This is a genomic window from Kribbella qitaiheensis (genome assembly GCF_014217565.1).
GTDB lineage: Bacteria > Actinomycetota > Actinomycetes > Propionibacteriales > Kribbellaceae > Kribbella > Kribbella qitaiheensis_A.
In genome coordinates this window covers 4,292,242-4,318,063 of sequence record NZ_CP043661.1, presented here as the reverse complement: position 1 = coordinate 4,318,063, position 25,822 = coordinate 4,292,242, and the positions used below count along the sequence as shown (strand labels likewise).

Annotated in this window: 17 protein-coding genes and 3 pseudogenes; 11 read left to right on the top strand and 9 right to left on the bottom strand. The window is 67.2% G+C overall.

Features of this window, described 5'->3' with window-relative positions; genetic code table 11:
* Positions 1–3: 3 nt before the first annotated feature.
* Positions 4–582, bottom strand: coding sequence for a PadR family transcriptional regulator (locus tag F1D05_RS20350; protein ID WP_185441763.1), 579 nt, complete (start codon positions 580–582; stop codon positions 4–6).
* A gap of 216 nt (positions 583–798) precedes the next feature.
* Here F1D05_RS20350 and F1D05_RS20345 point away from each other — a divergent pair, with 216 nt between their 5' ends.
* Together F1D05_RS20345 and F1D05_RS20340 are read left to right on the top strand one after the other, a co-directional pair.
* A complete protein-coding gene (locus F1D05_RS20345; protein WP_185441762.1) occupies positions 799–2,286 on the top strand; it encodes a short-chain fatty acid transporter in 1,488 nt (495 codons plus the stop codon).
* 151 nt (positions 2,287–2,437) lie between these two features.
* Positions 2,438–3,782, top strand: a pseudogene (locus tag F1D05_RS20340) (IS1380 family transposase).
* 660 nt (positions 3,783–4,442) lie between these two features.
* On the opposite strand, the pseudogene F1D05_RS20335 reads toward F1D05_RS20340, so the two are convergent.
* Positions 4,443–4,961: pseudogene (locus F1D05_RS20335) on the bottom strand (IS630 family transposase); the annotation flags it as partial.
* Positions 4,962–5,275: 314 nt separating this feature from the next.
* Between F1D05_RS20335 and F1D05_RS20330 the strand changes: the two are divergent.
* Both F1D05_RS20330 and F1D05_RS20325 read left to right on the top strand, forming a co-directional pair.
* Positions 5,276–7,522, top strand: coding sequence for a transglycosylase domain-containing protein (locus tag F1D05_RS20330; RefSeq protein WP_185441761.1), 2,247 nt, complete (start codon positions 5,276–5,278; stop codon positions 7,520–7,522).
* Positions 7,523–7,601: 79 nt separating this feature from the next.
* Positions 7,602–8,786: a mannosyltransferase family protein gene (locus F1D05_RS20325; RefSeq protein WP_185441760.1), complete on the top strand. Its 1,185-nt coding sequence runs from the start codon at positions 7,602–7,604 to the stop codon at positions 8,784–8,786.
* A gap of 248 nt (positions 8,787–9,034) precedes the next feature.
* Here F1D05_RS20325 and F1D05_RS20320 read toward each other — a convergent pair whose 3' ends face one another.
* Positions 9,035–13,021 (bottom strand): GH92 family glycosyl hydrolase, encoded by a 3,987-nt coding sequence (locus F1D05_RS20320; protein WP_246485799.1) that lies wholly within the window; start codon positions 13,019–13,021, stop codon positions 9,035–9,037.
* 251 nt (positions 13,022–13,272) lie between these two features.
* On the opposite strand from F1D05_RS20320, the gene F1D05_RS20310 reads away from it, so the two are divergent.
* Positions 13,273–16,398, top strand: a complete 3,126-nt coding sequence (locus tag F1D05_RS20310; RefSeq protein ID WP_219732952.1) for an NAD-dependent epimerase/dehydratase family protein — start codon at positions 13,273–13,275, stop codon at positions 16,396–16,398.
* On the opposite strand, the gene F1D05_RS20305 is transcribed toward F1D05_RS20310, so the two are convergent.
* Complete coding sequence (locus tag F1D05_RS20305) at positions 16,316–16,753, bottom strand: GtrA family protein (RefSeq protein WP_185441757.1); 438 nt, start codon at positions 16,751–16,753, stop codon at positions 16,316–16,318. The genes F1D05_RS20310 and F1D05_RS20305 overlap by 83 nt on opposite strands.
* A 138-nt stretch (positions 16,754–16,891) precedes the next feature.
* On the opposite strand from F1D05_RS20305, the gene F1D05_RS20300 reads away from it, so the two are divergent.
* Positions 16,892–17,995: an NAD-dependent epimerase/dehydratase family protein gene (locus tag F1D05_RS20300; RefSeq protein WP_206685777.1), complete on the top strand. Its 1,104-nt coding sequence runs from the start codon at positions 16,892–16,894 to the stop codon at positions 17,993–17,995.
* 159 nt (positions 17,996–18,154) lie between these two features.
* On the opposite strand, the gene F1D05_RS20295 is transcribed toward F1D05_RS20300, so the two are convergent.
* From F1D05_RS20295 to F1D05_RS20285, 3 genes are read right to left on the bottom strand one after another with little or no spacing between them, the layout of a single operon-like run.
* Positions 18,155–18,886 carry a methyltransferase domain-containing protein gene (locus F1D05_RS20295; protein ID WP_185441756.1) on the bottom strand — a complete coding sequence of 244 codons (732 nt, stop codon included), beginning with the start codon at positions 18,884–18,886 and terminating at the stop codon, positions 18,155–18,157.
* A 42-nt stretch (positions 18,887–18,928) separates the two neighbouring features.
* Positions 18,929–19,930 carry an alanine racemase gene (locus F1D05_RS20290; protein WP_185441755.1) on the bottom strand — a complete coding sequence of 334 codons (1,002 nt, stop codon included), beginning with the start codon at positions 19,928–19,930 and terminating at the stop codon, positions 18,929–18,931.
* Between the two features lie 5 nt (positions 19,931–19,935).
* Entirely contained in the window at positions 19,936–21,066 is a 1,131-nt protein-coding gene (locus F1D05_RS20285; RefSeq protein ID WP_185441754.1) for a lipid II:glycine glycyltransferase FemX, read from the bottom strand.
* A 228-nt stretch (positions 21,067–21,294) separates the two neighbouring features.
* Here F1D05_RS20285 and F1D05_RS40510 point away from each other — a divergent pair.
* The 4 genes and pseudogenes from F1D05_RS40510 to F1D05_RS20270 form a co-directional block, all read left to right on the top strand.
* Positions 21,295–21,420 (top strand): annotated as a pseudogene (locus tag F1D05_RS40510) (TetR/AcrR family transcriptional regulator); the annotation flags it as partial.
* A 145-nt stretch (positions 21,421–21,565) separates the two neighbouring features.
* The gene (locus tag F1D05_RS40505; RefSeq protein ID WP_246486967.1) at positions 21,566–21,853 is read left to right on the top strand and encodes a hypothetical protein; all 288 of its coding nucleotides are present in this window, start codon (positions 21,566–21,568) and stop codon (positions 21,851–21,853) included.
* Between the two features lie 54 nt (positions 21,854–21,907).
* Positions 21,908–22,624 (top strand): SDR family NAD(P)-dependent oxidoreductase, encoded by a 717-nt coding sequence (locus F1D05_RS20275; RefSeq protein ID WP_185441753.1) that lies wholly within the window; start codon positions 21,908–21,910, stop codon positions 22,622–22,624.
* A gap of 36 nt (positions 22,625–22,660) precedes the next feature.
* Positions 22,661–23,875, top strand: a complete 1,215-nt coding sequence (locus tag F1D05_RS20270; RefSeq protein WP_185441752.1) for an MFS transporter — start codon at positions 22,661–22,663, stop codon at positions 23,873–23,875.
* On the opposite strand, the gene F1D05_RS20265 is transcribed toward F1D05_RS20270, so the two are convergent.
* Complete coding sequence (locus tag F1D05_RS20265) at positions 23,844–24,383, bottom strand: NUDIX hydrolase (RefSeq protein ID WP_185441751.1); 540 nt, start codon at positions 24,381–24,383, stop codon at positions 23,844–23,846. The two genes, F1D05_RS20270 and F1D05_RS20265, sit on opposite strands and share 32 nt — an antisense overlap.
* 37 nt (positions 24,384–24,420) lie before the next feature.
* Here F1D05_RS20265 and F1D05_RS20260 point away from each other — a divergent pair, with 37 nt between their 5' ends.
* Positions 24,421–24,798: a hypothetical protein gene (locus F1D05_RS20260; protein ID WP_185441750.1), complete on the top strand. Its 378-nt coding sequence runs from the start codon at positions 24,421–24,423 to the stop codon at positions 24,796–24,798.
* Between the two features lie 206 nt (positions 24,799–25,004).
* Here the strand turns inward: F1D05_RS20260 and F1D05_RS20255 are convergent, their stop codons facing one another.
* Entirely contained in the window at positions 25,005–25,808 is an 804-nt protein-coding gene (locus F1D05_RS20255) for a deoxyribonuclease IV (protein ID WP_185441749.1), read from the bottom strand.
* Positions 25,809–25,822: the final 14 nt, after the last annotated feature.

Here is a 25,822-nt window from a genome sequence, read left to right as displayed (position 1 = left end):
TCCTTAATTGGGGGGTGAAACAGGCGGGGAATGCTCTTCGGGGGGCCGCTGCCGGCTGCGTTCGCCGTCGATCAGCTCGTTCAGCCAGCGGACCTCGCGCTCGGCCGACTCCAGGCCGTGCCGTTGCAGCTCGAGGGTGTAGGTGTCGACCCGCTCCGCGGTCCGGCTCATCGCGGCCTTGAAATTGGCCAGCCGTTCCTCCATCCGGGTCCGGCGGCCCTCGAGGATGCGCAACCGGGTGGCCGGATCGGTCCGGCCGAAGAACGAGAACCGGACGCCGAACGTGTCGTCCTCCCACGCCGACGGGCCGGCGTCGTGCATCGCTTGCGCGAAGTGGTCCTTGCCGTCGGCCGTGATCGTGTAGACGATCTTCTGCCTCCGCCCGTCCGGCGTACCGGCATCGGCGGAGATCAGTCCGTTGCGGAGCATCGCCTTCAGACACGGGTAGAGCGACCCGAAAGACAGCACGCGTCCCCAGCCGAACTGGGCGTTGACGCGCTTGCGGAGCTCGTAACCGTGCATCGGCGCTTCGTGCAGCAGACCGAGTACGGCGAGCTCGAGGACCCCACTGCGGTTTCCCATGACCCACCTCCCTCGGTCCAGTTTGTCATGACTTGATGTATCGACTCGATACATCGTGGCGCCACTGTAGGCAGATCGACCGAAACCACTCAACTCCTGACAAAGTCGGCCTTTGTCACCTCGGCCACGCCACGCGAGCACAAAACCTGTTACGTCAGGCTCCGATCTGCGTTAATTCGACTGACACACAGCGTCGTGGTCCAGGAGCGGAGGGTCATGGCCGACAGCCATGGGAAGCACGCGAAGCACGGCATCGAGGACGAAGGGCCGCTGGCCCGTACGGCGTTGCGCTTCACAGCGTTCACCGAGAAGTGGCTCCCGGACGCCTTCGGGTTCGTCCTGGTCGGCACCTTCGTCGTCCTGCTGTTCGGCCTCGTCACCGGTGAGCCGCTGCTGAAGCGTCCCGATGACCCGGCCGCGACCAAGGGCTACGGCCTGATCGACAGTTGGGGTCTCGGGTTCTGGAGCCTGATCACCTTCACCCTCCAGATGGCCATGATCATCATCGGCGGGTACGCCGTGGCGACCAGCGGCCCGGTCGCCCGACTGATCACCCGGCTGGCCCGGATCCCGAAGTCGCCGCGGACGGCGGTCGCCTTCGTGGCCGCGGTCGCGATGGTCGCGTCGTACCTGAATTGGGCCTTCAGCCTGATCTTCGCCGCGATCCTGGCCCGCGAGGTCGCGCGCAACGTGCCGAAGGCGGACTACCGCGCTCTCGGCGCGATGGCGTTCCTCGGTCTCGGCACGGTCTGGGCGCAGGGCTTGTCCGGCTCGGCCGCTCTCCAGGTCGCCAGCGCGAGCAGCAGCCCGGCTCCGGTCCAGGAGGTCATCAAGGCGGGCGGCCACGCCGATGGCCTGATCCCACTCAGCGACACCATCTTCAGCTGGCAGGCGATCGTGGCCACGCTGATCGTGTACGCCGTCGGCGTGGCGATGGCGTGGTTCATCGCACCCGGCGCGGACCACGCCAGGACGGCCGAGGACATCGGCATCGAGCTGAAGCCCCTGATCGGCCGAGGCTCCGCGTACAACGGGCAGCGCGTCGACGCAGAGGCGAGAAGGCCGGGCGACTGGCTGGAACACTCACCACTGTTCAGTCTGCTGGTGGTCGGACTCGGCGCGATCTACCTGGTCAGGTACTTCGACGGCAAGAGCTTCTTCAACGCACTCGACCTGAACACGGTCAACCTGATCCTGTTCCTGCTGGCGATGCTGCTGCACTGGCGGCCGTGGCGGATGGCCCGGGCAGTCCGTGACGGGGCACCGGCGGCGGCCGGCGTACTGCTCCAATTCCCCTTGTACGGCGGGATCTTCGGCATGATCGCTTATACCGGGGTGTCCGCGCGGATCGCGGGCTGGTTGGTGCAGGCAAGCAACCAGTTCTTCTTCCCGCCGCTCGTCGCGATCTACTCGTGCATCCTCGGTGTCTTCGTGCCCAGTGGCGGCAGCAAGTGGGTGATCGAAGCGCCGTACGTCCTGCAGGCGGCCAACGAGCTCAAGGTCGACGCGGGCTGGATGGTGGTGGTCTACGACCTAGGGGAGGCCAGCGCCAACCTCCTGCAGCCGTTCTGGATGCTGCCGACGCTGGCCATCCTCGGCCTCAAAGCCCGCGACATCATGGGCTACACCTTCACCATGTTCCTGGCCTGCTTCCCCGCCGCCTTGATCGCGGTGACGCTACTGGCACCCAACGTCACCGGCTAACCTCGGCGTTTCACGGAAATTGGTGCGACACGTGAGGTAGAAAGGCGCGAGTGCCTTGTCTGTAAGGAAAAATTTGGGTTTGCGAAGGTCCAAGTTCTCGAACAGGAAGACACTCTCGGCGCAGTTTAGCAAGGGCGGGGCCGGGTTCAAGGTGTCGGCTGATGGTAAGGGGATCGTGTCGCATGCCAGGACCGCGCTGCTGCGGGAACTGGCTGCCGAGACCGGTCTGGTGAAGGGCGGACCGAGGCGTTGATCGACACTTACCGGGTTGCCGCCGCTGCACGCACCGGGTCAGGTGCTGGTGGACGTGGCGGTGACGATCGCCGACGGCGGCGACGCACTGCGGCATCTGCGGACGTTGCGGGACCAGCCGCGCCTGTTCGGGCTGGTCGTGTCCGACCCAACCGCCTGGCGGGTCGTCGACAAGGTCGATGATGCCCGGCTGGAGGCGTTGCGGGCGGCACGCGCGCAAGGCCGGGAGCGGGCGTGGGCTGTCGGTGCGGGCCCGGATCTGGCCGAACCGCTGTGGCTGCATTTCGACGCGACCTGCTGACCGCGCACTCGGACAAGGAGAACGCCGCACCGACCTGGAAGAAGGGGGTCGGGTTCCACCCGCTGTTGTGTTACCTGGACCGGCCCGACGTGTCCGGCGGGGAAGCCCTGGCCGGGCTACTGCGGCCAGGCAACGCCGGCTCGAACACCGCCGCCGATCATGTGACGGTGCTGGACATGGCGATCGCCGCGCTACCCCGCCCACGCCCGGCCCAGGCCCGCCGATCCCGATGGGCCGAAGGTGACGGCCAGTGCTGATTCGGCCGGAGCGACCCACGTGTTCGCTGCCGCGCTGCGGGCTCACGGGATCGGGTTCTCGCTCGGGTTCTCCGTCGACGAGAACGTGCAACACGCGATCCTCGCAACCCCCGAACACGCCTGGCTACCGGCCTACAACGCCGACGGGCAACCCCGCCGCGGCGCCTGGGTGGCCGAACTGACAGGGCTGCTCAACCTGCCTAACTGGCCGACCGGTTCCCGGGTCATCGTCCGCCGCGAACGGCCCCACCCCGGCGCACAGCTCACGTTCACCGACATCGACGGGCACCGGTTCACCGCGTTCCTCACCGACACCCCAAGCTGCCAGTAACTCCCCGACCTGGAATGGAACACCGCGCCCACGCCCGGGTCGAAGACCGGATCCGCACCGGCAAAGACACCGGTATGCGCAACCTGCCCTTCCACGCCTACACAGCCAACGCCTGCTGGCTCGAACTCGCGCTGGCCGCCGCTGACCTACTCACCTGGTCCCAAGCACCGTGCTTCACCGGCACCCTCGCCCGCACCGAACCCGCCACCTACCGCTACCAGATCCTCCACACCGCCGCCGTTCTCGTCCGCACCGCCCGCGGCCGGCGCCTCAGACTCGACACCGACTGGCCCTACGCCACCAACTCGCAACCGCATTCGACCGACTCCGCACAGCCCCCTGGCCAGCCACCTGACCCCCACCCCAAGCCCCTACCACCCAAGGACATCAGACCCCGCCCACCCGACGCGACAGTCGGCCCCAACCCACGCCACCACCCCGACCAACAACCAAACCCCACCAAACAAAGACCCCCAACGACACGCCGAAGCTCTATGGAATATCTGGGCTAAGCTGAGTTAGTGATTCAACTAACCCGCTGAAATACCTGTGACTTTGCATCGCTGCCAGCCTGACGACGACGAGTTGAAGTAGAGATCAATACACAGTGTTCCTGTCCCGTAGCCTGCAGAGGTTGTTCCGGCCCAGAAATTCACATATTGACCCATGCCCCTGTTATTCAGTGCCCACTTGCAGTCCCTGCTCACGCGCGGACTCGTCCAATTTGGGTTACCGTTGAGAGTTGCCCACCCGGTCACCTTGCACCCCGTCGCTGACGTAGCCTCCGGGCCAATCTCCACGCTGCCGTTCTGATTCAGGTAGCGCGTCGGATCACTGTCCAGACCGGTCCATTCCAACCAGTCGCAGCCAAGTATTCTGCGGTTGAGATCCGTGTATCCATAGTATTGACATGCGTCTGGGGTGTCAGCAATTGCGGCGGGTATCCCAATCGAGCCGAAAGTGGTGGCGACCGCGACAACCGCGGCAGCTCGTGCGGAAGTTACTAGCCTCTTGTTCATGTAGCTAACCCCTCACTTGGCGCCGTTAGACGGAGGCAGTCTAGATCCTCAGGGGGTCGTTTCTGAAGTTGGTGCCGGTCCGCTTTCTTGAGGATCTGGTCGGCCGTCTTGGTCCAGACGAAGGGGTGGCAGCGGTCGTTCCAGCCGGTGATGAAGGTGCGGATCTTGGTGTTGAGGTCTTTGGCCGAGGTGAAGGTTCCGCGGTGGATGGCTTGTTGTTCCATCATGCCGAACCAGACCTCGACCAGGTTCAGCCATGACCCGGAGGTGGGGGTGAAGTGGACCTTGAACCGGGGGTGCGCGGCCAGCCAGTCACGGATCTCGGCCCGTTTGTGGGTGGCGTAGTTGTCCATCAACAGGTGCAGCTCCTGACCGGTGCCGTCGTCGGGGTTGGAGCGATCGATCTGTTTGAGGAAGGTCAGGGACTCCTGGTGACGGTGCCGCGGTTTGCAGGCCGCGGTCACTGTGCCGGTGGCGATCTCCAAGGCCGCGAACAACGTGCTGGTGCCCCGTCGCGTTGCCGACCCTCAACCGCTCGGCCAGCAGCCGAGACGACCAATGCGTCACCCCCAGCCGCTTCGGCGGCGGCTTAACGTCTCGGCCGGATGGGTAGTCTCGGCAGCACGGGCGGAGCGGCACCGAGGAAACCGATTTCTCCACCGTTGTGAGCACCTCCGCCGAAGAGGCGCAGACCAATTCCGGCTCCTCCGAAGGGATGACGCCGGGTGGTCGCCGGGGGCGCTACGATTCCTGGCGGAATAGGGAGCGCTACCACATCGCCCGTACTCTGGGTGGCAATGACTTCAGCGAGATCGTCGAGGATTGCACTGTGAGTGAAGGTCGTAGGAAAGCCGCCCCGGTCCGTCGGCGAGGGAAGCGACACTGGGCGCTGCGGGTTCTCGGCTGGATGGCGGCGCTGTTCTTCCTCGGCGTGATCGCGGTATCGGCCGTGTTCTTCATCGGCTACCAGACCACCGACATCCCGGACCCGAACAAGGCGTTCGCGACCAACACCACGACGGTCTACTTCTCCGACGGCAGGACCCCGATCGGCAGCTTCTACGACCAGAACCGCCGCTCGGTACCGCTCAGCCAGATCCCGAAGACCGTCCAGGACGCCGTGATCGCCGCCGAGGACCGGACCTTCTGGACCAACCCCGGCATCTCCCCGTCGGGGATGGCCCGCGCCGCGTTCAACATCGCCCGGGGCCAGCAGTTGCAGGGTGGTTCGACGATCACCCAGCAGTACGTGAAGATCATGTACCTGACCCAGGAGCGGACCTTCTCGCGGAAGTTCTCCGAGCTGTTCATCGCGACCAAACTGAGCCGCGAGAAGGACAAGAAGGAGATCCTCGAGGGATACCTGAACACCATCTACTTCGGCGAGGGCGCGTACGGCGTCGCGGCGGCGGGCGACGCCTACTTCAGTCAGTCCAACCCTGCGAAGTTGAGTATCGGCGAGGCCGCCCTGCTGGCGACCGTGCTGAACAACCCGACCCGGTTCGACACCGATTCGACCGAGCCGGCGGTCAAACAGCGCGTCCTGGACCGCTATCGCTATGTGCTGGACGGCATGCGGCAGACTGGCACGATCACGGAAGCCGATTATGCGAAGTGGAGCAAGGCCGTACCGCCGCTCGACAAGAAGCCGAAGGCCAACCGCTTCAAGGGTGTCCAGGGCTTCCTGCTCGACATGGCCCGCAAGGAACTGTCCAGGCTCGGTGTTCCCGATGACCAGATCAGTGGTGGCGGGCTGAAGATCACCACGACCTTCGACGTGGATCTGCAGAAGAAGATGAACGCCTCGATCGCCGAACGCCCCAAGAAGAAGGGCGATCTGCACATCGGGATGGCCTCGGTGCGGCCCGGCACCGGCGAGCTGGTCGCGGTGTACGGCGGCCCCGACTACCTCAAGAACCAGTTGAACTGGGCAACGCTGCGGGCCCGTCCCGGCTCGTCCTTCAAGCCGTTCGCGGTCTCCGCGGCCCTGCAGAACGACTTCAACATCTACTCCACTTTCCAGGGTGACAGCCCGATCGAGGTCCAGGGCCACAAGCTCAAGAACGAGTTCAACAAGGACTTCGGCGACGTCACGCTGAAGGAGGCCACCGAGCAATCCATCAACACGGCCTTCTACGACCTGGTCGACAATCAGATGGAGAACGGCCCGGCCGAGCTGGTCAAGGCGGCCGAGGCCGCCGGAATCCCGAAGACGAACGCCTTGGAGCGGGGTAAGGACAACCCGTCGACGGTGCTCGGCCCTGACCCGTACGCCAGCCCGGTCGAGATGGCGAACGCCTATGCGACCTTCGCGGCCCGCGGACTCTACGTGCCGGTACACACCATCAAGAAGGTGGACTACCCGGGCAAGGCCCAGGACTGGACGGACGCCAAACTGCCGAGGAAGCAGACCGTCCCCCAAGATGTCGCCGATCAGGTCAACTACGTCCTCCAGAATGTGGTCGACGGCCCGAACGGGACCGGCAAGCTGGCGAAGGATCTGGACCGTCCGGTAGCCGGCAAGACCGGGACCGCCGGTGGTGTCGGTGTCGAACACCGGGCGGCCAACACCAAGTGCGACGGCTGCAAGGACGGCTCGGACACGCTGACCTCCTGGTGGACCGGCTACACGGCGGGCTATAAATCGCCCACTGACTCGAAGGGCCTGTCGACGTCGGTCCTGTATCGCGCCGGTAAGACCGGTGAGAGCGACCTCGACCCGTACAGCGACGACCCCGCTTTCTTCGGCGGCAACTGGCCGCTGCGGACCTGGCTGGCCTTCATGGACCCGGCGCTGGGCAGTTCGGACAAGGCGGAGTTCGACCAGCCCAGTGACGACGCGCTCAAGGATTCGCCGATGCCGACGAACACTCTGACCTACCCGCCCACCAACCCGCCCACGAACACGCCGACCAACCCGCCCACGAACACCCCGACCAACCCGCCCACGAACACCCCGACCAACCCGCCCACGAACACCCCGACGGGTAAGCCGACCAAGACGCACACGCCGAAGTTGCCCACCATCCCCACCGGCGGTCCTCCGACTCCTAACGGCGGAACCGTCGGCCAGTAGGGGGTAGTCCTGCGGTTATGAGGCACGATTGGGGGCATGAGCCGCCCTCTTGGTTGTCCGCGCCTGGGTGGTGAGTGCTGTGTTCGAACGGACGGCTGACGAGCAGCCGAGGCGGGCCCGGCGGGCTCGTGAAGGTGTCAGCCCGCGGCGGTATCTGTCGGACCTGAGCGCCCGCGAGACGCTCGGTTGGTGGCTGGTCAGCCGGATCGGGATCTTCGTGCTCTCGATCTCGGCGCCGCTGCTCTTCAACCGGGGCACCGACTACCCGAACGTCTGGCGGGCTTGGCTGCAGTGGGACGTCTGGCACTTCAAGGCGGTCGCGGAGTTCGGTTACAACCACGGTGAGCCTTCGGGCGCACCGCTGGCGGCGTTCTTCCCCGGCTTCCCGGCGCTGATGCGCGCCGCGAGCTGGCTCGGGATCGGGTACGTCGGCGGCGGGATCCTGGTCTCCCTGATCGCCAGCGCCGTCGCCGGGATCTACCTGGCCCGGCTGGCGCAGTACGAGTTTCCCCAGCTGGCCAACCTGGGGCCCAAGGCAGCACTGATCTGGTTCACCGCGCCGGTCGGTGTCTTCCTCGCCGCGCCGTACACCGAGGCCCTGTTCTGTGCCTTCGCCTTCCCTGCCTGGCTGGCGGCGCGGCAGGGGCGCTGGGCGCGGGCGGCGATCCTGGTCGCGTTCGCGTCGACCGTGCGGGTGTCCGGGATCTTCCTGATCTTCGCGCTCGGCGTCGAGTTCCTCACCTCGAAGAAGCGCGACTGGGCCTCCTTGCCATGGCTGCTGCTGCCGGTCCTCCCGGTGGTCGCGTTCATGGCGTACCTGAAGAAGATCCACGGGTCATGGTTCGCCTGGCAACAGGCGCAGGAGAAGGGCTGGGCGCGCGAGTTCACCTGGCCGTGGACCTCGGTGCTGCACACGGTCCAGGCCGCGACCAAGGGCCACTTCCCGGCCGACCGCAGCGACTGGACCTGGATGTTCCGCGCCGAGCTGGTCGCGCTGTTCGTCGGACTCGTGCTGCTGGCCTGGCTGCTTTGGCGCCGGTCCTGGGGCGAGGCCGCCTGGGTCGCCGCGACGGTCGGCGCGTTCACTACTTCCTTCTGGGTCTACTCGCTGACCCGGGCGACGCTGCTCTGGTGGCCGTTGTGGATCGGCCTCGCCGTCCTGGTCGAACGAAGACCATGGCTCGGCCGGCTGTACCTGGCCGTGGCGATCCCCCTCGCCGCCGTCTGGGCCGCCGCGTTCTTCATCGGCCGCTGGACCGGTTGAGGAGACCTCGGTTGCCAGGCGTACCTGTCCATGATGTGGACAGATTTGGCCCTAGGCAACCTATCCGGGGGCTCGGTCGTCAGTACGGTGTGAAGGGGTGGCAGGCCGGGCGGGGTCGCCACCCCTCCATTTCTTTCTGATCGACGGGAACAAACGTCCGGCGGAACCTCTCAGGGGCAGGTTCCGCCGGAAGTCTTGCCCGCGAGGCAGGCGGCGGCCACCAGGTTCTGGTGGCCGCCGTTTTCGGCTCAGCCGAAGTTGCGGTCGATCGACTGCGACGGGGTCGGGCTCGGCTTGGTCTCTGCCACCCGCTTGTCGCTCGGGTGCGTCCCGGCCTCGACGCCCTTCAGAGTGCCGAGCAGCTCGAGCTCGGACAACGTCACCCCGTCAGCCCCGGCGGCCGGAGTCAGCACCAGCCGGTACCGCGTGAACGCCTTCGGCGAGGCCACGCTGAACGACCTGGTGTACGCCGGGAAGGCCCAGGTCTGGGCGGTCCGCTTGTCCACCTGCGTCCAGCTGGTCCCGTCGTTCGAGCCCTCCAGCGCCCATGCCGACGGCGCAGTACCGGTGTTTCCGCTGGTCAGGCTGTACATCGTGACCGGCCGGCCGGTCGTCAGGTTGACCGTCACGGTCGGAGTCGCCCCGGTCAGCGTGACCTGGGTCTTCGAGTCGTTGTCGGTCAGTGCGGCGACGTCGGCACCACCGGACGCGGTGACAGCGCCCTCGTCCTCGGTCGAGTCGCGCCACGTCATCGGGTCCTCGCCCGGCTTCGTGATCGACGGGGGAGCGTCGTTGCGGCCGCTGCCCCAGGCCGACGGCTTGTCGGTCATGTCGAACTCGATTTTGCCGCCGTCCGCGATCAGCGAGTGCGGCAGCGCGGTCGAGGTCCAGTTCTTGCCGTTGACCTTGACGCCCTTCACGTACAGGTTCTTCGCGCTGTTCTTCGGCGCGCTGACCACCAGCTTCTTGCCGTCGGCCAGCCGGATCGTCGCCTTGGTGAACAGCGGCGCACCGATCGCGTACGTCGGGGAGCCCACCTGGAGCGGGTAGAACCCGAGCATGCTGAACAGGTACCAGGACGACATCTCGCCGTTGTCCTCGTCGCCGGGGTAGCCCTGGCCGATCTCCGAGCCGAGGTAGAGCCGGTCGAGGATCTCGCGCACCTTCTCTTGCGTCTTAGACGGCTGACCGGCGAAGTCGTACATGTAGGCGATGTGGTGCGACGGCTGGTTCGAGTGGCCGTACTGGCCCATCCGGACGTCGCGAGCCTCGAGCATCTCGTGGATCGTGCCGCCGTAACCGCCGGTGTGCAACGCGTCTTCAGGAGTGCTGAAGAACTCGTCGAGCTTCTTCGCCAGACCGTCGCGACCGCCGTACAGGGCGGCCAGGCCGGCGCCGTCCTGCGGAGCGGAGAACGCCATGTTCCACGCGTTCGTCTCGGTGTAGTCGTGACCCCAGTCCTGCGGGTCGAACGTCGACGGCGAGTTGCCCCAGACGCCCTGCTCGTCCTTGCCCTGGAAGAAGTTCAGCGCCGGGTCGAACAGCGTGACGTAGTTGCGGGCGCGGTTCAGGTAGTAGTTGTAGTTGTCCAGGTACTCCTGCTTGCGCGGGTCGCTCTTCTTCGCCTTGTCGTACAGGGCCTTCGACATGTTCGCGATGCCGAAGTCGTTGATGTAGCCGTCCATCGACCAGCTGTAGCCCTCACCGGTGGTGTTGGCCGTGTAGCCGTTGAACACCGACCGGTCCAGCCCCTTGCGACCGACGTTGTCTGTCGGCGGCCGGGCCGCTGCGTTCTTGAGCGCAGCGTCGTACGCCGCCTGGACGTCGATGCCCTTGATCCCCTTGAGGTAGGCATCGGCGAAGGCCACGTCCGAGCTGGTGCCGACCATCAGGTTGGCGTAGCCCGGCGAGGACCAGCGCGAGATCCAGCCGCCGTCCTTGTACTGCTGGACGAATCCGTTCACCAGCGCGGCCGCGTCGTCCTGCGAGAACAGCGAGTACGCCGGCCAGACGGTCCGGTAGGTGTCCCAGAACCCGTTGTTCACATAGGTCTGGCCGGCCACGATCTTGGAGCCGGTCGCCGTCGGGGTGTCCGCACCGACCTTCGGTGAGGTCGGCGAGGCGTAGGTGATCACCGGCTTCCTCGCCGTACCGGTGTTCTCCGAGCCGTTGTTCGGGTAGAGGAACAGCCGGTAGAGGTTCGAGTACATGGTGTGCAGCTGGTCCGCGGTGGCACCCTCGACCTCGATGGTGCTGAGCTTGCCGTCCCAGGCGTCCTGGGCCGCCGCCTTCACCTTGTCGAACTTGCTGCTCGCGCCGAGTTCCAGCTCGAGGTTCTTCTTCGCCTGCGCGGTACCGAGCAGCGAGGTCGCCATCCGCAGCTGGACCTGCTTCACCGACGGGTCGAAGGAGAAGTAGCCGCCGACGTTCGCGCCGCCACCGTCCGCAAGCTTGCCGGAGGCAACCACTTTCTGGTCGACCACGCCGTACACGAACAGGCGGCCGGCGCCGGTGGACAGGCCGGACTTGATGTCGGTGTAGCCGGTCACCACACCGGTCGCCGCGTCGAGCGTCAACCCGCCGAGGTTGCTGGCGTTGTCGAAGATCAGCGACGACTTGCCCGCCGGGAAGGAGAACCGCAGCATCGCGGCATGGTCGGTCGGTGCCATCTCGACGGCGTTGCCGTTGTCGAAGGTGACGCCGTAGTAGTACGGCCGGGCGATCTCGTTGTCATGGCTTAACGCCCAGGCCCGGGCGTCCCGGTCGGCCGTCGGGGTGTCGGCCGTGGACGGCATCACCTGGAAGGTCTGCCGGTCACCCATCCACGGACTCGGCTCGTGGCTGATCGAGAATGCCTGGATCTCCGGCTTGTTCTGGTCGTTGTTGCCCTTGGCGTAGTCGTACAGCCAGGACGTCGAGCCGGCGTTCGTGACCGGGGTCCAGAAGTTGAAGCCGTGCGGTACGGCGGTCGCCGGGAAGTTGTTGCCCCGGGAGAACCCGCCGGTCGAGTTCGTCCCGCGAGTGGTGATCGCCAGGTCCGACGGGTGCTTCTTCGCCGTCTTCTGGGCCGCTGTGTCACTAAAGGCAGGGTCGACTGTGCCATTTGCGATCCGCACGTCGTCGATCCAGCCGCGGAAGTCGGCCGGTCCGGACGGCTTGTCGTACCCGACCAGGATCCGCGCGATCGTCTTGCCCGCGGCGACCTTGCCGAGATCGGCGTCGATGTTGTTCCACTGGTTCGTGGACAGGCCCTTCGCCTCGCCCTGCCCGCGCGGGCTGAGCGGGAAGCCGTGGTTGTCCTTGGCCTTCAGATCGCTCAGGTAGGTGCCGTCGGTGAACGCCAGGTCCACCGCCGCGTAGGTGCTCGGGTAGCTCAGATCACCCTCGACGTGCTCGGGGAAGATCTTGTAGCCCAGCCGGGTGTCCTTGCCGACCTTGAGATCCACGTCGGCGATCTTGTTCCACGTGTAGCCGCGACCCTCGGCGGTCTGGTGCCCGGCGTACCGGAAGGACTTCACCCCGGTAAAACCGGTCCGGGCGCGGGCGTTGTAGGCGCTGGTCGGGCCGGAGTCGAGCCGCGACTCGGCGACCTCGCCGGGTGGCGGCAGCGGCGCGCCGTTGGACAGGTACCAGTCGGCGAGCTGGACGATGTTCTCGCCGTGGTTCGCGGTGATGTCGAGCTTGTAGAACGTGTACGCCGTGGCGTTGTCGAACGTGTACTCCTTGGTCTGGAACCGGGACTCGAAGCTCTCGTCCGTCCGGGTGTCCAGAGTGGACCAGGTCGTCCCGTCGTTCGAGCCGGACACGGTCCAGTTCTTCGGGTCCCGGCCGTCGGCGTCGTTCGCCGAGGTCAGCGCGTACTTCTTGATCGTCACCGGCGCGGACGTCCGGTAGGTCAGCCAGCCGGTCGGCTCGAACACCAGCCACTTGGTGAACTTGTCGCCGTCGGCCACGTTCGTCGCGATCTCACCGCCTCCGGTGTTCTCGCCGCTCGCTTCGACCTTGGTGACCTTGTCCATCTCGCTGCCGCCGATCCCGGTCGGCGTCGGGCCTTCGACACCGCCGGTCCGGGGTTTCCCGTCCGGTCCGGTCTCGACCGCATCGGTGTAGCCGGGCTGCGGCTGGCCCGGCTCGAAGGAAGTGAAGAAGGAGGACCCGATCGCGATGGAGCCGGTGGCGACCGGCTGGCCGGCGGCCTGGGACTCGGTGGGCACGGAGGCGCTCGCTGACGTCATGGCAGTCATTGTCACAACAAGGCCGAGAGACGTGACGAGCCCCAGAGGGCGGCGGAGATTCATCTACGCTCCTAGAACAGGAAGACCGGCACGCGGCAGCGCCGATCGCCGATGGATACGCGGCCCCGATGACAAGGTTGTCAGCCCGCGTCCGGGGTGATCCTGCCCATCATGATCACCCCTGGTCAAGGGTTCGTCGCGGACGGTTCCCCGCGGCGGCGCGTTGGGCGCCCGGCGGTAGGTTGACTCGCATGGATGCGGACAGGGTGCTGGTCACCGGAGCCTCCGGCTTCATCGGGCGTGCGGTCGTGGCCGCGCTGCGGGAACGGGACGTCCCGGTGACGGCCGTCGACCGGGAGCAGCCGGACCCCGGTTGGGACGACGGCGTCACGGTGATCACCGGCGATCTCGCCGAACAGGAGGTCTGTATCTCGGCCTTCGAGACGCGACCCCGGGCCGTGGTCCATCTCGCCGCACTGACCTCCGTACTCCGTTCCGTCGACGCCCCGATGCGGACCTTCGCCGAGAACGTCACGATCACCCAGGTGCTCCTGGAGCTGTCCCGCGGCAGCGGCGTCGGCTCGTTCGTGCTCGCCTCCACCAATGCCGTCGTCGGTGATGTCGGCGCATCGACGATCACCGCCGACCTGCCGCTGCGCCCCCTCACGCCGTACGGCGCGACGAAGGCGGCGGGGGAGATGCTGCTCTCGGCGTACTCGGGTAGCTACGGCCTCAGTACTGCGGCACTGCGCTTCACCAACGTCTACGGGCCGGGCATGTCGCACAAGGACAGCTTCGTGCCGCGCCTGATGCGCGCGGCGCTCACGGGCTCCGGCGTACGGGTCTACGGCGATGGCCTGCAGCGACGGGACCTCGTCTACGTGGACGACGTTGTCGGAGCGATCCTGCTGGCGCTGGAGACCGGCTACAGCGGCCGGGCGATCGTCGGCTCGGGCAACTCGGTCTCCGTGCTCGAGCTGGTCGACGCCGTACGAGCAGTGACCGGTACTGCGATCCCGGCCGAGCACGTGGACGCTCCTGCGGGGGAGATGCCGGCAGTGGTGGTCGACGTGTCGGCCAGTGCCGAGTCGTTGGGCTACCGGCCGAGTGTGTCGCTGACCGACGGCCCTGGCACGAACGTGGCAGTACTTTCGCCAATAATGACGCAGGTACTGCGTAAGCACTGGCTGCTCACCATCTTCCTGGTGGTGGGCACGCTGCTTCGGGTACTTGCAACGATCGCCTACCGCCCCGCGATCATCTACACAGACTCCGTGCACTACCTGGCGAACATGGAGGAGCTGAAGCCGGATCAGCTCAACCCGATCGGCTACGACCTCGTACTGCGCCCGCTGGTCGACCTGGGCGGCTTGGCCTTCGTGGTGATCGTGCAGCACCTGGTCGGGCTCTGCCTGGGCATCGCGCTCTACGCACTTGCCCGGCGGCTCGGGGTCTATCGCTGGTTGGCCGCAGTGGCCGCCGCTCCGGTCCTGCTCGACGCCTACCAGGTCCAGATCGAGCAGAACATCATGGCCGAGACCACGTTCGACGTACTGCTCGTCGGCATTCTCTGGTTGCTTCTAGGCCGAGGCGTGCCCGGCTGGGAGCGGGCAGGCATGGTCGGCCTGCTGCTAGGGGCCGCCTTCGCCGTACGCGCGATCGGCATGACTCTGCTGCTCGGCGTGGTGCTGTACCTCGTCGTGGCCGGCTCTGCCTGGCGTCACCACAAGACCAGGCTCGTACTGCGTACTGGCGCTGCCATCGCCGGATTCCTGCTGGTCTTCGCCGGCTATGTCGGCTACTTCCACTCGGAGACCGGCCGGTGGGGTTTCACCGGCGCAGAGAACCAGGTGCTCTACGGCCGGACCGCCGTGGTCGCGGACTGCTCCAAGTTGCCGCTCGATGCGGGTACCAAGTTGTTCTGCCCGGTCGAGCCGCTCGGACAGCGACTGGGCGTCGACAAGTACGCCCACAACCACTACGGCGACCCGAACTGGCCACCGCAGCCGTTGCCGCCGGGCACGACCAAGCAAGAGCTCGCGACGAAGTTCGCCAGGTTGGTGATCCAGCACCAGCCGCTGGACGTGACCAAGGCGGCCCTGAAGGACTTCCTCAAGGGCTTCGCGCCGACCCGGACCACCTCGCCGGACGACGTACCGCTCGATCGGTGGCAGTTCCAGCTGACCTATCCGAACGGGAGCGACCAGAACACCGCCGACGCGGCTCGGGAGTACGGCGGGTCTTCGCCGCGCGTGCACAAAGGCGCGGCGGAGATCCTGCGCGCCTACCAGCTGAACGGCGGCTACACCTCCGGCTTGGCGTTGGGGATCGCGGCCTTGATCGGTCTGGCTGCCGCTGCCGGACTCGGCCGGGCCAGACAATCCAGGCTCCGCGCTGCGGCACTGCTGCCTGCAGCTTCCGGGATCGTGTTGCTACTGGGGTCCGCCGCCTTCGAGTTCTCCTGGCGGTACCAGCTGCCGGGGCTGGTGCTCTTCCCGCTCGCCGGGGCGATCGGGCTGACGGCCATCCTCGGCCGGGACCAGGCGAGGCCTCCACTGGCCACCTACCCCGACAAGGTCGACTCCGAGGCTGTGGAGAACTTCCGCAAGGTTCACGGCGCAGCTAGCTTCGCACCGCTGGTCGTGGTGATTGCCGCCTACAACGAGGCCGACGGGATCGGTTCGGTGCTGCAGAACATGCCGAAGACAGGTGCAGGGCTGCCGCTCGACGTACTGGTGGTGGTGGATGGTGCCTCTGACAACACGGCGGAGGTGGCCGCGGCGTACGGGGCCTTCGTCTGCGAGGCGCCTGCCAATCGTGGTCAGGGCGCTGCGCTCAGGCTTGGCTACCAGCTGGCTGCGCAGGGCGGAGCGCAATACGTGGTGACAACGGATGCGGACGGGCAGTACGACAACAGTGAGCTGGACGTGTTGCTGCAGCCGATCCTGGACGGGCAGGCCGACTTCGTCACCGGGTCGCGCCGTCTCGGCAAAGAAGATGCCGACAGCAAGTTGCGCTGGCTCGGCGTACGGGTCTTCGCCGTACTCGCGTCGGTCCTGACCCGGCGGAAGCTGACCGACACGTCGTTCGGGTTCCGGGCGATGCGGGCCGCGCTGGCATGCTCGGTCACACTGCGTGAGCCGCAGTACCAGTCGTCGGAGCTGCTGCTCGGAGTACTGGCGAGCGGAGCGCGGGTGGTGGAGCTGCCGATGACCATGCGGCGCCGTGGCGACGGCACGAGCAAGAAGGGTCCCGGGCTGGTGTACGGCGCGAACTACGCGCGGGTGATGACGACTACCTGGTGGCGTGAGTACGTACTTCGGCGTCGACCGGCCTGGCGAACACGTACCGGTCGAACAGCACGAACTTCAGGATGAACGTGAAGCCGTTGGCGGCCAGGTAGGCGGTGCCGGCCAGCAGCGTCCGCGCCGAGTGCGCGTCGATCACGTTCCGGATCCAGTCGTCGGCGACGGTGGTCAGGAACGTGATCACGAAGGCCGACCCGATCGTGATCAGGACATAGGGCAACAATTCGCGGGTCGGGTGGGCCGGGCCGGTCCGGCCCCACGCCCAGCGCCGGTTCAGCAGGTAGTTCGGCACGGCGCCGGCGGCGAAGGCGATCACGGCCGCCGCGGTCGCCGAAGTACCGACCCAGTAGCAGAGGAAGAACGCCAGCTGACTGATCGCGGTGGCAACAACTGATGACGCTGAGTAGCGAAGTAGGACCCGCACGGCCCCCATTGTGCATCGTCGAAGGAAACAGGTGCGCCGATTCACAGGAAATTGACAGTCTTCACTCAGCTGATCAGGGCTCGGGATGGGTAAACAGGGGAGCAAGACATGATTTTTCCGCCGTAAAGGAGTCCCCTCGTGCGAGTTCTCGTCCTAGGTGGTGACGGTTACCTAGGGTGGCCGACCGCGCTGCATCTGTCCGACACCGGCCATCAGACGGCGGTGCTGGACAACTTCGCCCGGCGCGGCTACGACCAGGAACTCGGGGTTCAGAGCCTGGTTCCGATCGAGGACCTGGACACCCGGATCGCCGCCTGGCAAGAGGTCTCGGGCCAGAGCATCGCGGCGTACACCGGCGACCTGCTCGACGCCGACTTCCTCTACCGGGTGCTGACCGAGTTCCGGCCCGAGGCGATCGTGCACTTCGCCGAGCAGCGGGCCGCGCCGTACTCGATGATCGACCGGCAGCACGCCGTCTACACCCAGCAGAACAACGTGATCGGCACGCTGAACCTGATGTACGCCGTGGCCGAGATCGATCCGTCGATCCACGTCGTCAAGCTCGGCACCATGGGCGAGTACGGCACGCCGAACATCGACATCGAGGAAGGCTGGCTGGAGGTCGAGCACAACGGCCGGACCGACCGGATGCTCTATCCGAAGAAGCCCGGGTCGTTCTACCACCTGAGCAAGGTGCACGACTCGCACAACCTGGAGTTCGGTTGCCGGGTCTGGGGACTGCGGGTGACCGACCTCAACCAGGGCATCGTCTACGGGCAGCAGACGCCGCAGACCGCGCGCGACCCCAGACTCGCGACCAGGCTGGACTACGACGCGGTGTTCGGCACGGTGCTGAACAGATTCGTCATCCAGGCGGTCCTCGGCGAGGCACTGACCGTGTACGGCGCGGGCGGCCAGACCCGCGGGCTGCTGGACATCCGGGACACGGTCGAGTGCATCCGGCTCGCGGTCGAGAATCCCGCCGACGCCGGCGAGTTCCGGGTCTTCAACCAGATGACCGAGAGTTACTCGGTCGGTGAGATCGCCAAGATCGTCGGCGAGTGCTTCCCCGGCCCCGGTCCAGGTCGAGCACCTCGACAACCCGCGGGTGGAGCAGCCCGAGCATTACTACAACGTCAAGCACACCGGCCTGATCGGCCTCGGTCTCCAGCCGCACCTGCTGTCGGACACGCTGATCGAGTCACTCTTCGACATCGTTGCCGCCAACAAGGACCGGGTTGACCTGACCGCGCTGCTCCCGACCGTCCGCTGGCAGGGCGGTCTCAAGCAGAGCTGACCAGTTCGACGAAACGCCTGGCTGCCGGCCGGCCGGGTGCCCTTGCGGGAGCACGAGGCCGACCCGGCTCTCGGCCGGCGCGGTCGCCGCAGTACGGATTGCGCTCAACGGGTCGCGGCGACCAGCAGGATCGGCAGGACCGCCAGGAAGCGGTCGTTGCGGCCGCGCTCGGTTTGGTCGGCGAGCCAGTCGTCGGCGTCCTGCTGAGTGATCAGGGCTTTCTCGACCGCGGCCGCCGCTGCCGCCTGGAGTTGCTTCGCGAGTTGGGTGTAGTCGGTCATGACCTCGTTGTGGACGACGACCTCGGGGTCGCGGAAGCCCTGGTCGAGGAGCAGGTCCCGATAGCTTCTGGCTGCTCGCGGAGCCGGCGTACGGGATTCGAGGCCGAGCAGGACGACGTCGGTCAAGTCCTGATCGGTGCCGTCGATGAGGATGAACCCGTAGTCCTGGCCGACCAGCACGATCCGGCCGCCAGGGCGTAGTACGCGCCGGGCCTCGGCGAGGGTCGGCAGCGGATCGGCGAGCAGGTGGAAGAGCCGGGCGGCCCGGTAGCCGTCGACCGACTCGTCCTCCAGCGGCAGCTCGTCCGACCGTGCCACGTGAAACATCGCATTCGTACTACGTGCCCGGGCGACGGCGATGGCAGCCGGGTCCGGATCGACGCCGATCGCCTTCAGGTGGGCGGCGGCCAGCTCGGCCACCGCATGTCCCGCGCCGCACCCGACGTCGACCACCGCATCGCCCGGCGAGAGTCCCAGCAGCCGGTACGACTCGGCCCGCAGCGCTGTCGCGCCGGGCGTCTGCTCGATCCGGTCCAGAAAGCTCGGTTCAGCCATACAGCCAAGGTGCAACCTCAGGTCCACCTGAAGTCAAGCGGGTCAGTCCATCGACACCTTGTCGAACGTGGTGGTGGTGTAGCGGACGTCGACGCCGACGTCGTCGCCGACAGCCGGCGGAGCGACCGAGGCCGGCAGGAACAGCATGCTGGCCTGCATGTGCGGCGGCTCGGCGAACCAGCGTTGCTTGCCCTCTATCGTGAATGGCGACAATGCCAGTCCCGCGGCGTCCAGGCTGCCCTTCGCCATCGCGATCGCGCGCTGCCGGACGGTGGCCGCCGCGGTCGGGGCCTCCAGGCCGACACCGTGCGCGGTCCCGCCCGAGACCACCAGGATGTGACCGTCCCCGGTGACCCGGCGCTGCCGGTAGCCGACCCGCTCGCCACGGCGGACGGAATGAACGTCGAGCACCGTCGCCCGGACATCGAAGGCGCCCCGGTCGCCGAGCCACAGCGCCGTCCCCATCCTGAGCTTCACGTCGTCGCCGATGTCGGCCAGCTTCTGGGCCGGGACGTGCGACACCCAGATGGCACCGGGCCGGACCGCGCGGGCCGCCTTGGCGAGGTCCTGCGCCTCCCGGACGTTCGCGGACGTACCGCCCGCACCCATCGGGAAATGCAGGGACCAGCCCTCGAACCGGATCCGGTCGAGCGCGTTCAGCAGCATCGTGTGCCGCAGTTCGCGGGCACCGATACCGTGCCGGCGCATCGAGGTCTGGACCTCGATCAGTACCCGGCTGCCGGCCGGGATCGAGACCAGGTCGGCCAGCCGGCTGACGGTGTGGATGACGTTCTTCCCCTGCGGTACCTCCAGGAACGGCCGCCACGGCGTGAGCACCACCACGTCGTCCTTGGAGTCCGGCGGCACCTCGTTGTAGGTGCCGACCGCGATGGTCCGGGCACCGAGCGCCCGCGACTCGGCGATCAGCCGCGGGTTGCCGACGCCGTACCCGTTTCCCTTGGCGACCGGGACGATGTCGGGGTTCCACGTGGAACGGAGGTGGTCGCGCCATCGATCGGAATCGATGTGCAGGATCAGGGGCATGGTCGTTATCGCCGTCTCATGTAGAGGTCGAATGCGGTGTAGAGCGCCTTGTTCAACGGCAGATCCCACTCACCGACGTACTCGACGGCTTCGCCGCCGGTGCCGGTCTTGAACTGGATCAACCCGACATGCGAGTCGTTCGGGTCCAAGGTGTCGGTGATGCCCCGTAGGTCGTACACGGTTGCGCCCGCAGCGAGCGCATCCGACATCATGCGCCACTGGATCGCGTTCGATCCACGGACGTCTCGTTTGGCGGTCGAGCTGGCCCCGTAGGAGTACCAGGAATGCCCGCCGACCCGGATCCAGATCGTCGACGCGACCAGGTCCCCTTCGTGATAGGCGTTGTAGAGCCGGAAGTCGCAGCAGTCGCCCGGCTGGTTCGCCATCGCCTCGTACATCTTGACGAAGTACGGCAGCGGCCGCGGCGTGAAGTGGTCCCGCTCGGCGGTCTCGACGTACAGCGCGTGGAAGGCTTTCAGGTCTTCCGGTGTCCCGAGGGTGACCTCGACGCCGAGCTTGTCGGCCTTCTTGATGTTGCGCCGCCAGAGCTGGTTCATGCCCTTGAGCAGATCGTCCTCGCTCTTGCCCGCGAACGGAACCTGGAACACGTACTGCGGCTGGCCGGCCGCGAAGCCCTCGGCGGCCCGCGGCGCCTTCCAGCCGAGTGCCCGCAGTTGCGCGGCGACGGTCGCGCCGGACGGCTCGATCACGTCCGGCCGGACGTCACCGAGCTTCGGCTGCTGACCACCGGCGATGGCGTCCTTGATCGTCTTGGCGGTCCACCGCCGCGCCGGGACGGGCGGACCCATCCGCAGCCCGAACGCGCCCTGCTCCTGCGCGTGCTCCGCCAGCGGCCGCAGGTACCGGCCGAGGTCGATCGCGTCCCAGTCGATCACCGGGCCCTCGGGCAGGTAGGCCAGGTAGCGCTTCACCTTCGGCATCTGCCGGTAGAGCACCAGCGCGACGCCGACAAGCTGCTCCGGAGCGGCCGGATCGAACCAGCCGAGCGACTCGGCCTTCCACTCGCTCTTCACCGCCGCCCAGCCCGGAGTCTGCAGGAAGCTCGCCGACGGCTGTGCGGTCAGATAGGCCGCGTGCTCGTCGGCGGAGATGGTCCGGATCCTCAAGTCGCTCACGGTCGGTCAGGTTACCGGCCCGCAGCGCAAGACCCCAGCCGAGCCGGAAACCTGACCGGATGCTGCCTATCCCACCTTGATCAGCCAGGAGCTGTGAGCGGGGAGATTTGGTGGCGGTCCAGCTGCCGATGGACCCTACGACTGTCTGCTTAACCTAAGCAAGAAATCAGTTCGTGCGCTGATTCGGCTAGGTTCTGGGGGTCGAAGCGACCGGGAGGGGGGACTGGGATGAGTGAGCGTCCGTTGCGGGCCGATGCCCAGCGCAACCGGGATCTCCTGCTGTCCTCGGCCGTCGAGGCCTTCTCCGAGTGCGGGCTGGAGGCGACGCTGGACGCGATCGCCAAGAAGGCCGGGGTCGGCATCGGCACGCTGTACCGACATTTCCCGACCCGCGAGGCGCTGGTCGAGGCGGCCTACCGCAACGAGCTCGCGGTGGTCTGCGATGCCGCGCCCGAGTTGCTCGCGACCCTGCCGCCGGCCCGAGGCGACCCGGGCCTGGATGGACCGCTTCATCGACTACATGACCCGCAAGCTCGGGATGGCCGACGCGTTGCGGGCCGTGATCGCGGCCGGCGCCGACCCGTACGCGCACAGCTTCGAGCTTCTGGTCGGCGCGATCCAGCCGCTGCTGGAGGCGAGCTCCGCGGCCGGCGAGATCCGCTCGGACGTCGCGGCCGGTGACGTCCTCATCAGCCTCAGCGGAGTCGCTCTGGCAGCAGGCGCCAACCGCGACCAGGCCGGCCGCCTCCTGGACCTCCTGATGGACGGCCTCCGCTACCGCGCCTGACTCCTGCGCGCGTACCGTGCCTCACTCTTGTGCGCAGAAAACTAGGGTGGCGTCATGACGAAAGTGGCGCTGGTGACCGGGTCGGCGGCGGGGATCGGCGAGGCCACGGCACGTCGGCTCGCTGCCGACGGCATGACCATGGTGATTCATTCGCGGACCAGTCGTTCGGTTGGCGAGGCGCTCGCGGCGGAGCTCGGTGGGACGTACCTGCAGGCCGATCTGGAGAACGACGACGAGGCGGCCGGCCTGGTGCCGCGAGTGCTGGCCGAGCACGGGCGCCTCGACGTACTGGTGAACAACGCGGGCATCAGCTGGCCGGTCCCGCACGCCGAGCTGGACGCGTTGACCGCGGCCGACTGGCGTCGCCTGCTCGACGTGAACCTGATCGCTCCATGGTTGCTCTGTACTGCGGCGCTGCCGGCGCTCCGCGAATCGCGGGGTTCCATCGTCAACGTGACAAGCCACGCGGGCGTGCGACCGAAGGGGAGTTCGATAGCGTACGCCGCCAGCAAGGCCGCGTTGAATCACGTCACCAAGTTGCTCGCGGCGGCACTCGGCCCCGACGTACGGGTGAACGCGGTCGCGCCCGGTTTGGTGGATACCGCGATGACCGCCGACTGGACCGACGCGCAGGAGCTGTGGAAAACCGCGAGCCCGATGCGGCGGGCGGCGCAACCCGCGGACGTGGCCGATCTGATCGCTGCCGTGATCGGCAACGCGTACCTGACCGGTGAAGTGATCCTGCTCGACGGCGGGCTCAATCTGCGCTGAGCGGTTTCTGTCGGCGGCGGCTTCTACGATCGGCCGATGTCGTCATCGCTGGGTCCCGACTTCCGGCGGCTTTGGACCGCATTCGCCGTCAGTGCGCTGGGGAGTGGGATCGGGGCCGGTGCGTTGCCGCTGGTCGCCTTGCTCGCGCTCGACGCGAGTACCTTCCAGGTCGCGTTGCTGGCCGCGCTGTCGGCCTTGGCCGGCGCCGCGATCGCGTTGCCGTCGGGGGCGTTCATCGAGCAGCGGCACAAGCGGCCGATCATGATCACGGCCGATCTGACCCGGTTCGCGGCGTTGGCGAGCATCCCGGTCGCCGCTGCTTTCGGGCTGCTGACGTTCGTCCAGTTGTGTGTCGTCGGAGTCCTGCAAGCGGCGGCGTTGATCGTGTTCACTTCCGCCAGCGGCGCGCACCTCAAGGCGTTGGTGCCGGTGGAGGGCCGGGTGGAGGCGAACAGCCGGTTCGAAGCCACCAGCTGGACGACGTTGAGCGTGGGGCCGCCGATCGGTGGCGCGCTCGTCGGGCTGGTCGGGGTGACCGTGACGCTGGCCGTGGACGCGGTCTCGTTCCTGTTGTCGGCGATCGGCATCCGCCGGATCCGGCAACCCGAGCCGGTCGCGCAGCCGTTGACGACCCGGCCCGATCTCGGTGCGGGGTGGAAGTACATCCTCGAGCACCGCGGGCTGCGCGCCCTGTTCTGGAACTCGCAGCTGTTCGGCGGCCCGGTGATGATGACTTCGCCGCTGCTTGCCGTCTTCATGCTGCGCGACCTGGGGATGAAGCCCTGGCAGTACGGCGTGGCGCTCGGCCTGCCCTGTCTCGGTGGCGTGATCGGCGCCCGGCTCGCGCCGCCGCTGACCCGCCGCTTCGGGCTGCACCGGATGCTGATCGTCTTCGGCGTACTGCGGACGCCGTGGTTGCTGTTGTTGCCTTTAGCAACGCCCGGCATCGACGGGATGGTGTTGATCGTGCTGGTCGAGACCGGGCTGCTGCTGGCCGCCGGCGCCTTCAATCCGTCGTTCGCGACCTACCGGATGGAGGCGACCGAGGACGGCTTCATGGCGCGCGTGCAGTCGTCCTGGTCGATCACGTCACGGACGGTCCAGCCGGCCTTCATGGCGGCGGGCGGCGCACTCGCCGGGCTCACCAGCCTGAAGACAACCCTGTTCATCGCCGGCGGCCTCTGCCTGGTCAGCGCATTCGTGCTGCCGTGGAAGGCGGCTAGACCAGCTCCATTGCCATTGCCAGCCTGACCAGGTCGGCCATCACGCCGTTGTTGTCGTTGTCCTCGTCGAGGAACAGGATCGCCTTCTCCGGTGGGAGCACCAGTACCTCGACCACCTGCTCGCCGTCCGGCGGGTTGGTCGGCTCCCGGTCGACCACCACGTCGGCGACCACGTTGATCCAGTACGACACCGGATGCGGCAGATGCGGCCGGTACGGCGCGGGCCGGCGATGGTCGGCCCGATGCCCGCCGAGCCAGGTCAGCGGGCTGGTCAGGCGTGCGCCGGCCTCCTCGACCAGTTCGCGGCGGGCGGTCTCCTCGATCGGCTCGTCGGGCTCGCGCGTCCCGCCCGGCAGGAAGCGCCAGCCGAGGTCGTTGCGGCAGACGACGATCCCGCCGTCGGTCCGCGCGACCACGTGCACGTTGCTGATGAGCTCGTCCGCCGGCTGCTCCAGGGTGAACTGCGCGTCGAGGTCACCCCAGTGCCAGAACGCCGGTGCGAACAATTCGGGAAACCGCTCCGCCCAGGTCTGCATGCCCCTATCCTTCCTTGCCTGCGGTACCGTCCGCCCCATGGCGGCACCCGAAACACGCGCTCACCTCTACTGGGCCTGCTCGGCCCTGAGCGCCCTGACCTTGCTGTTCCTGCTCGCCAAGGTCACCGGCCCGGCGACCGTCAGCACCCTCGCCTGGGTAGGCGCCGTACTCGTGGTCCTGTCGACCTTGACTCTCACGGCCCTGTACGCCGGGTGCGCGCTCGGCCGAGTCGACCTGTCCACAACAGTCGCCGGCAAGGCCACGCTGCTCCAGCTCTCGGTAGCCCCACTCGTGATCGCCATCGCCGCAGCCACCACCCTCCCCGACCACTACACGGGGACCTTGGCCCTACTGCTCCCCTGGGGCATCGGCTACTGGCTCCACAACCTCGACCCCAACCCCACCGACAACTAACTCGCAGCACGCGGCTCCGCGCCAACCCCCGGCCGGGCAGCGACCCGCAGCCGCATCAGCGTCCGCAGTACAGCGCGCTTTCCCCGCCTTCACCTCAGCCATGCGCCGACCGGCAGCCGCGGTAGCGCTCGTAGTACGGGCTCGCCCCCCACGCCTTAACCCAGCCACGCGCCAACCGGCAGCCGCGGTAGCGCTCGCAGTACTGGTTACTTCAGGTGTGCGCGGAGGTAGTCGATGTCTGCCTTCTGACCGTGGTCGCCGTTCGGGGTCTCGACGACGACCGGGGCGCCCGCCGCCTTCACCACCGAGACGATCTTGGCGGGGTCGATCTCGCCCTCTTCGAAGTTGCTGTGCCGGTCCGCACCCGAGCCGAACGCATCCCGCGAACCATTGGCGTGCACCAGGTCGATCCGCCCGGTGATCGCCAGCACCTTCTCGACGACGGAGTCCAGGTCCTCGCCACCGGCATGGAAGTGACAGGTATCCAGGCAGAAGCCGACGTTGGCGACGTTCTCGTTGCCCGAGTCCTGCACGGCCTCCCACAGCCGCGCGATCCGGTCCAGTTGGCGCGCCATCGCGTTGTCGCCGCCGGCCGTGTTCTCGATCAGCAGCGGCACCGGCAACTCGGCCCGCTCGATGCACTTGCGCCAGTTGTCGAACCCGATCTCCGGGTCGTCGCCCTTGCCGACGTGACCACCGTGCACGATCACACCCTTGACGCCGACCTCGGCCGCCTTGTCCAGCGTCTGCTGCAGCAACTTGCGGCTGGGAATCCTGATCCGGTTGTTCAGCGTCGCCACGTTCAGCACGTACGGCGCGTGCACGTACAGATCGATGCCGTCCGCAGCCGCCCGCCCGCGCAGCGCCTCGGCGCCGTCGGCGTACGACACCTTCGGGCCTTTCCACCCCTGCGGATCGCCGAGGAAGAACTGGACCAGGTCCGCACCCCGGTCGGCAGCCTCCGCCAGCGGGTCGTCCTGATCGACGTGCGCACCAAGTTTCAAGCTCATGCCATCACCCTATG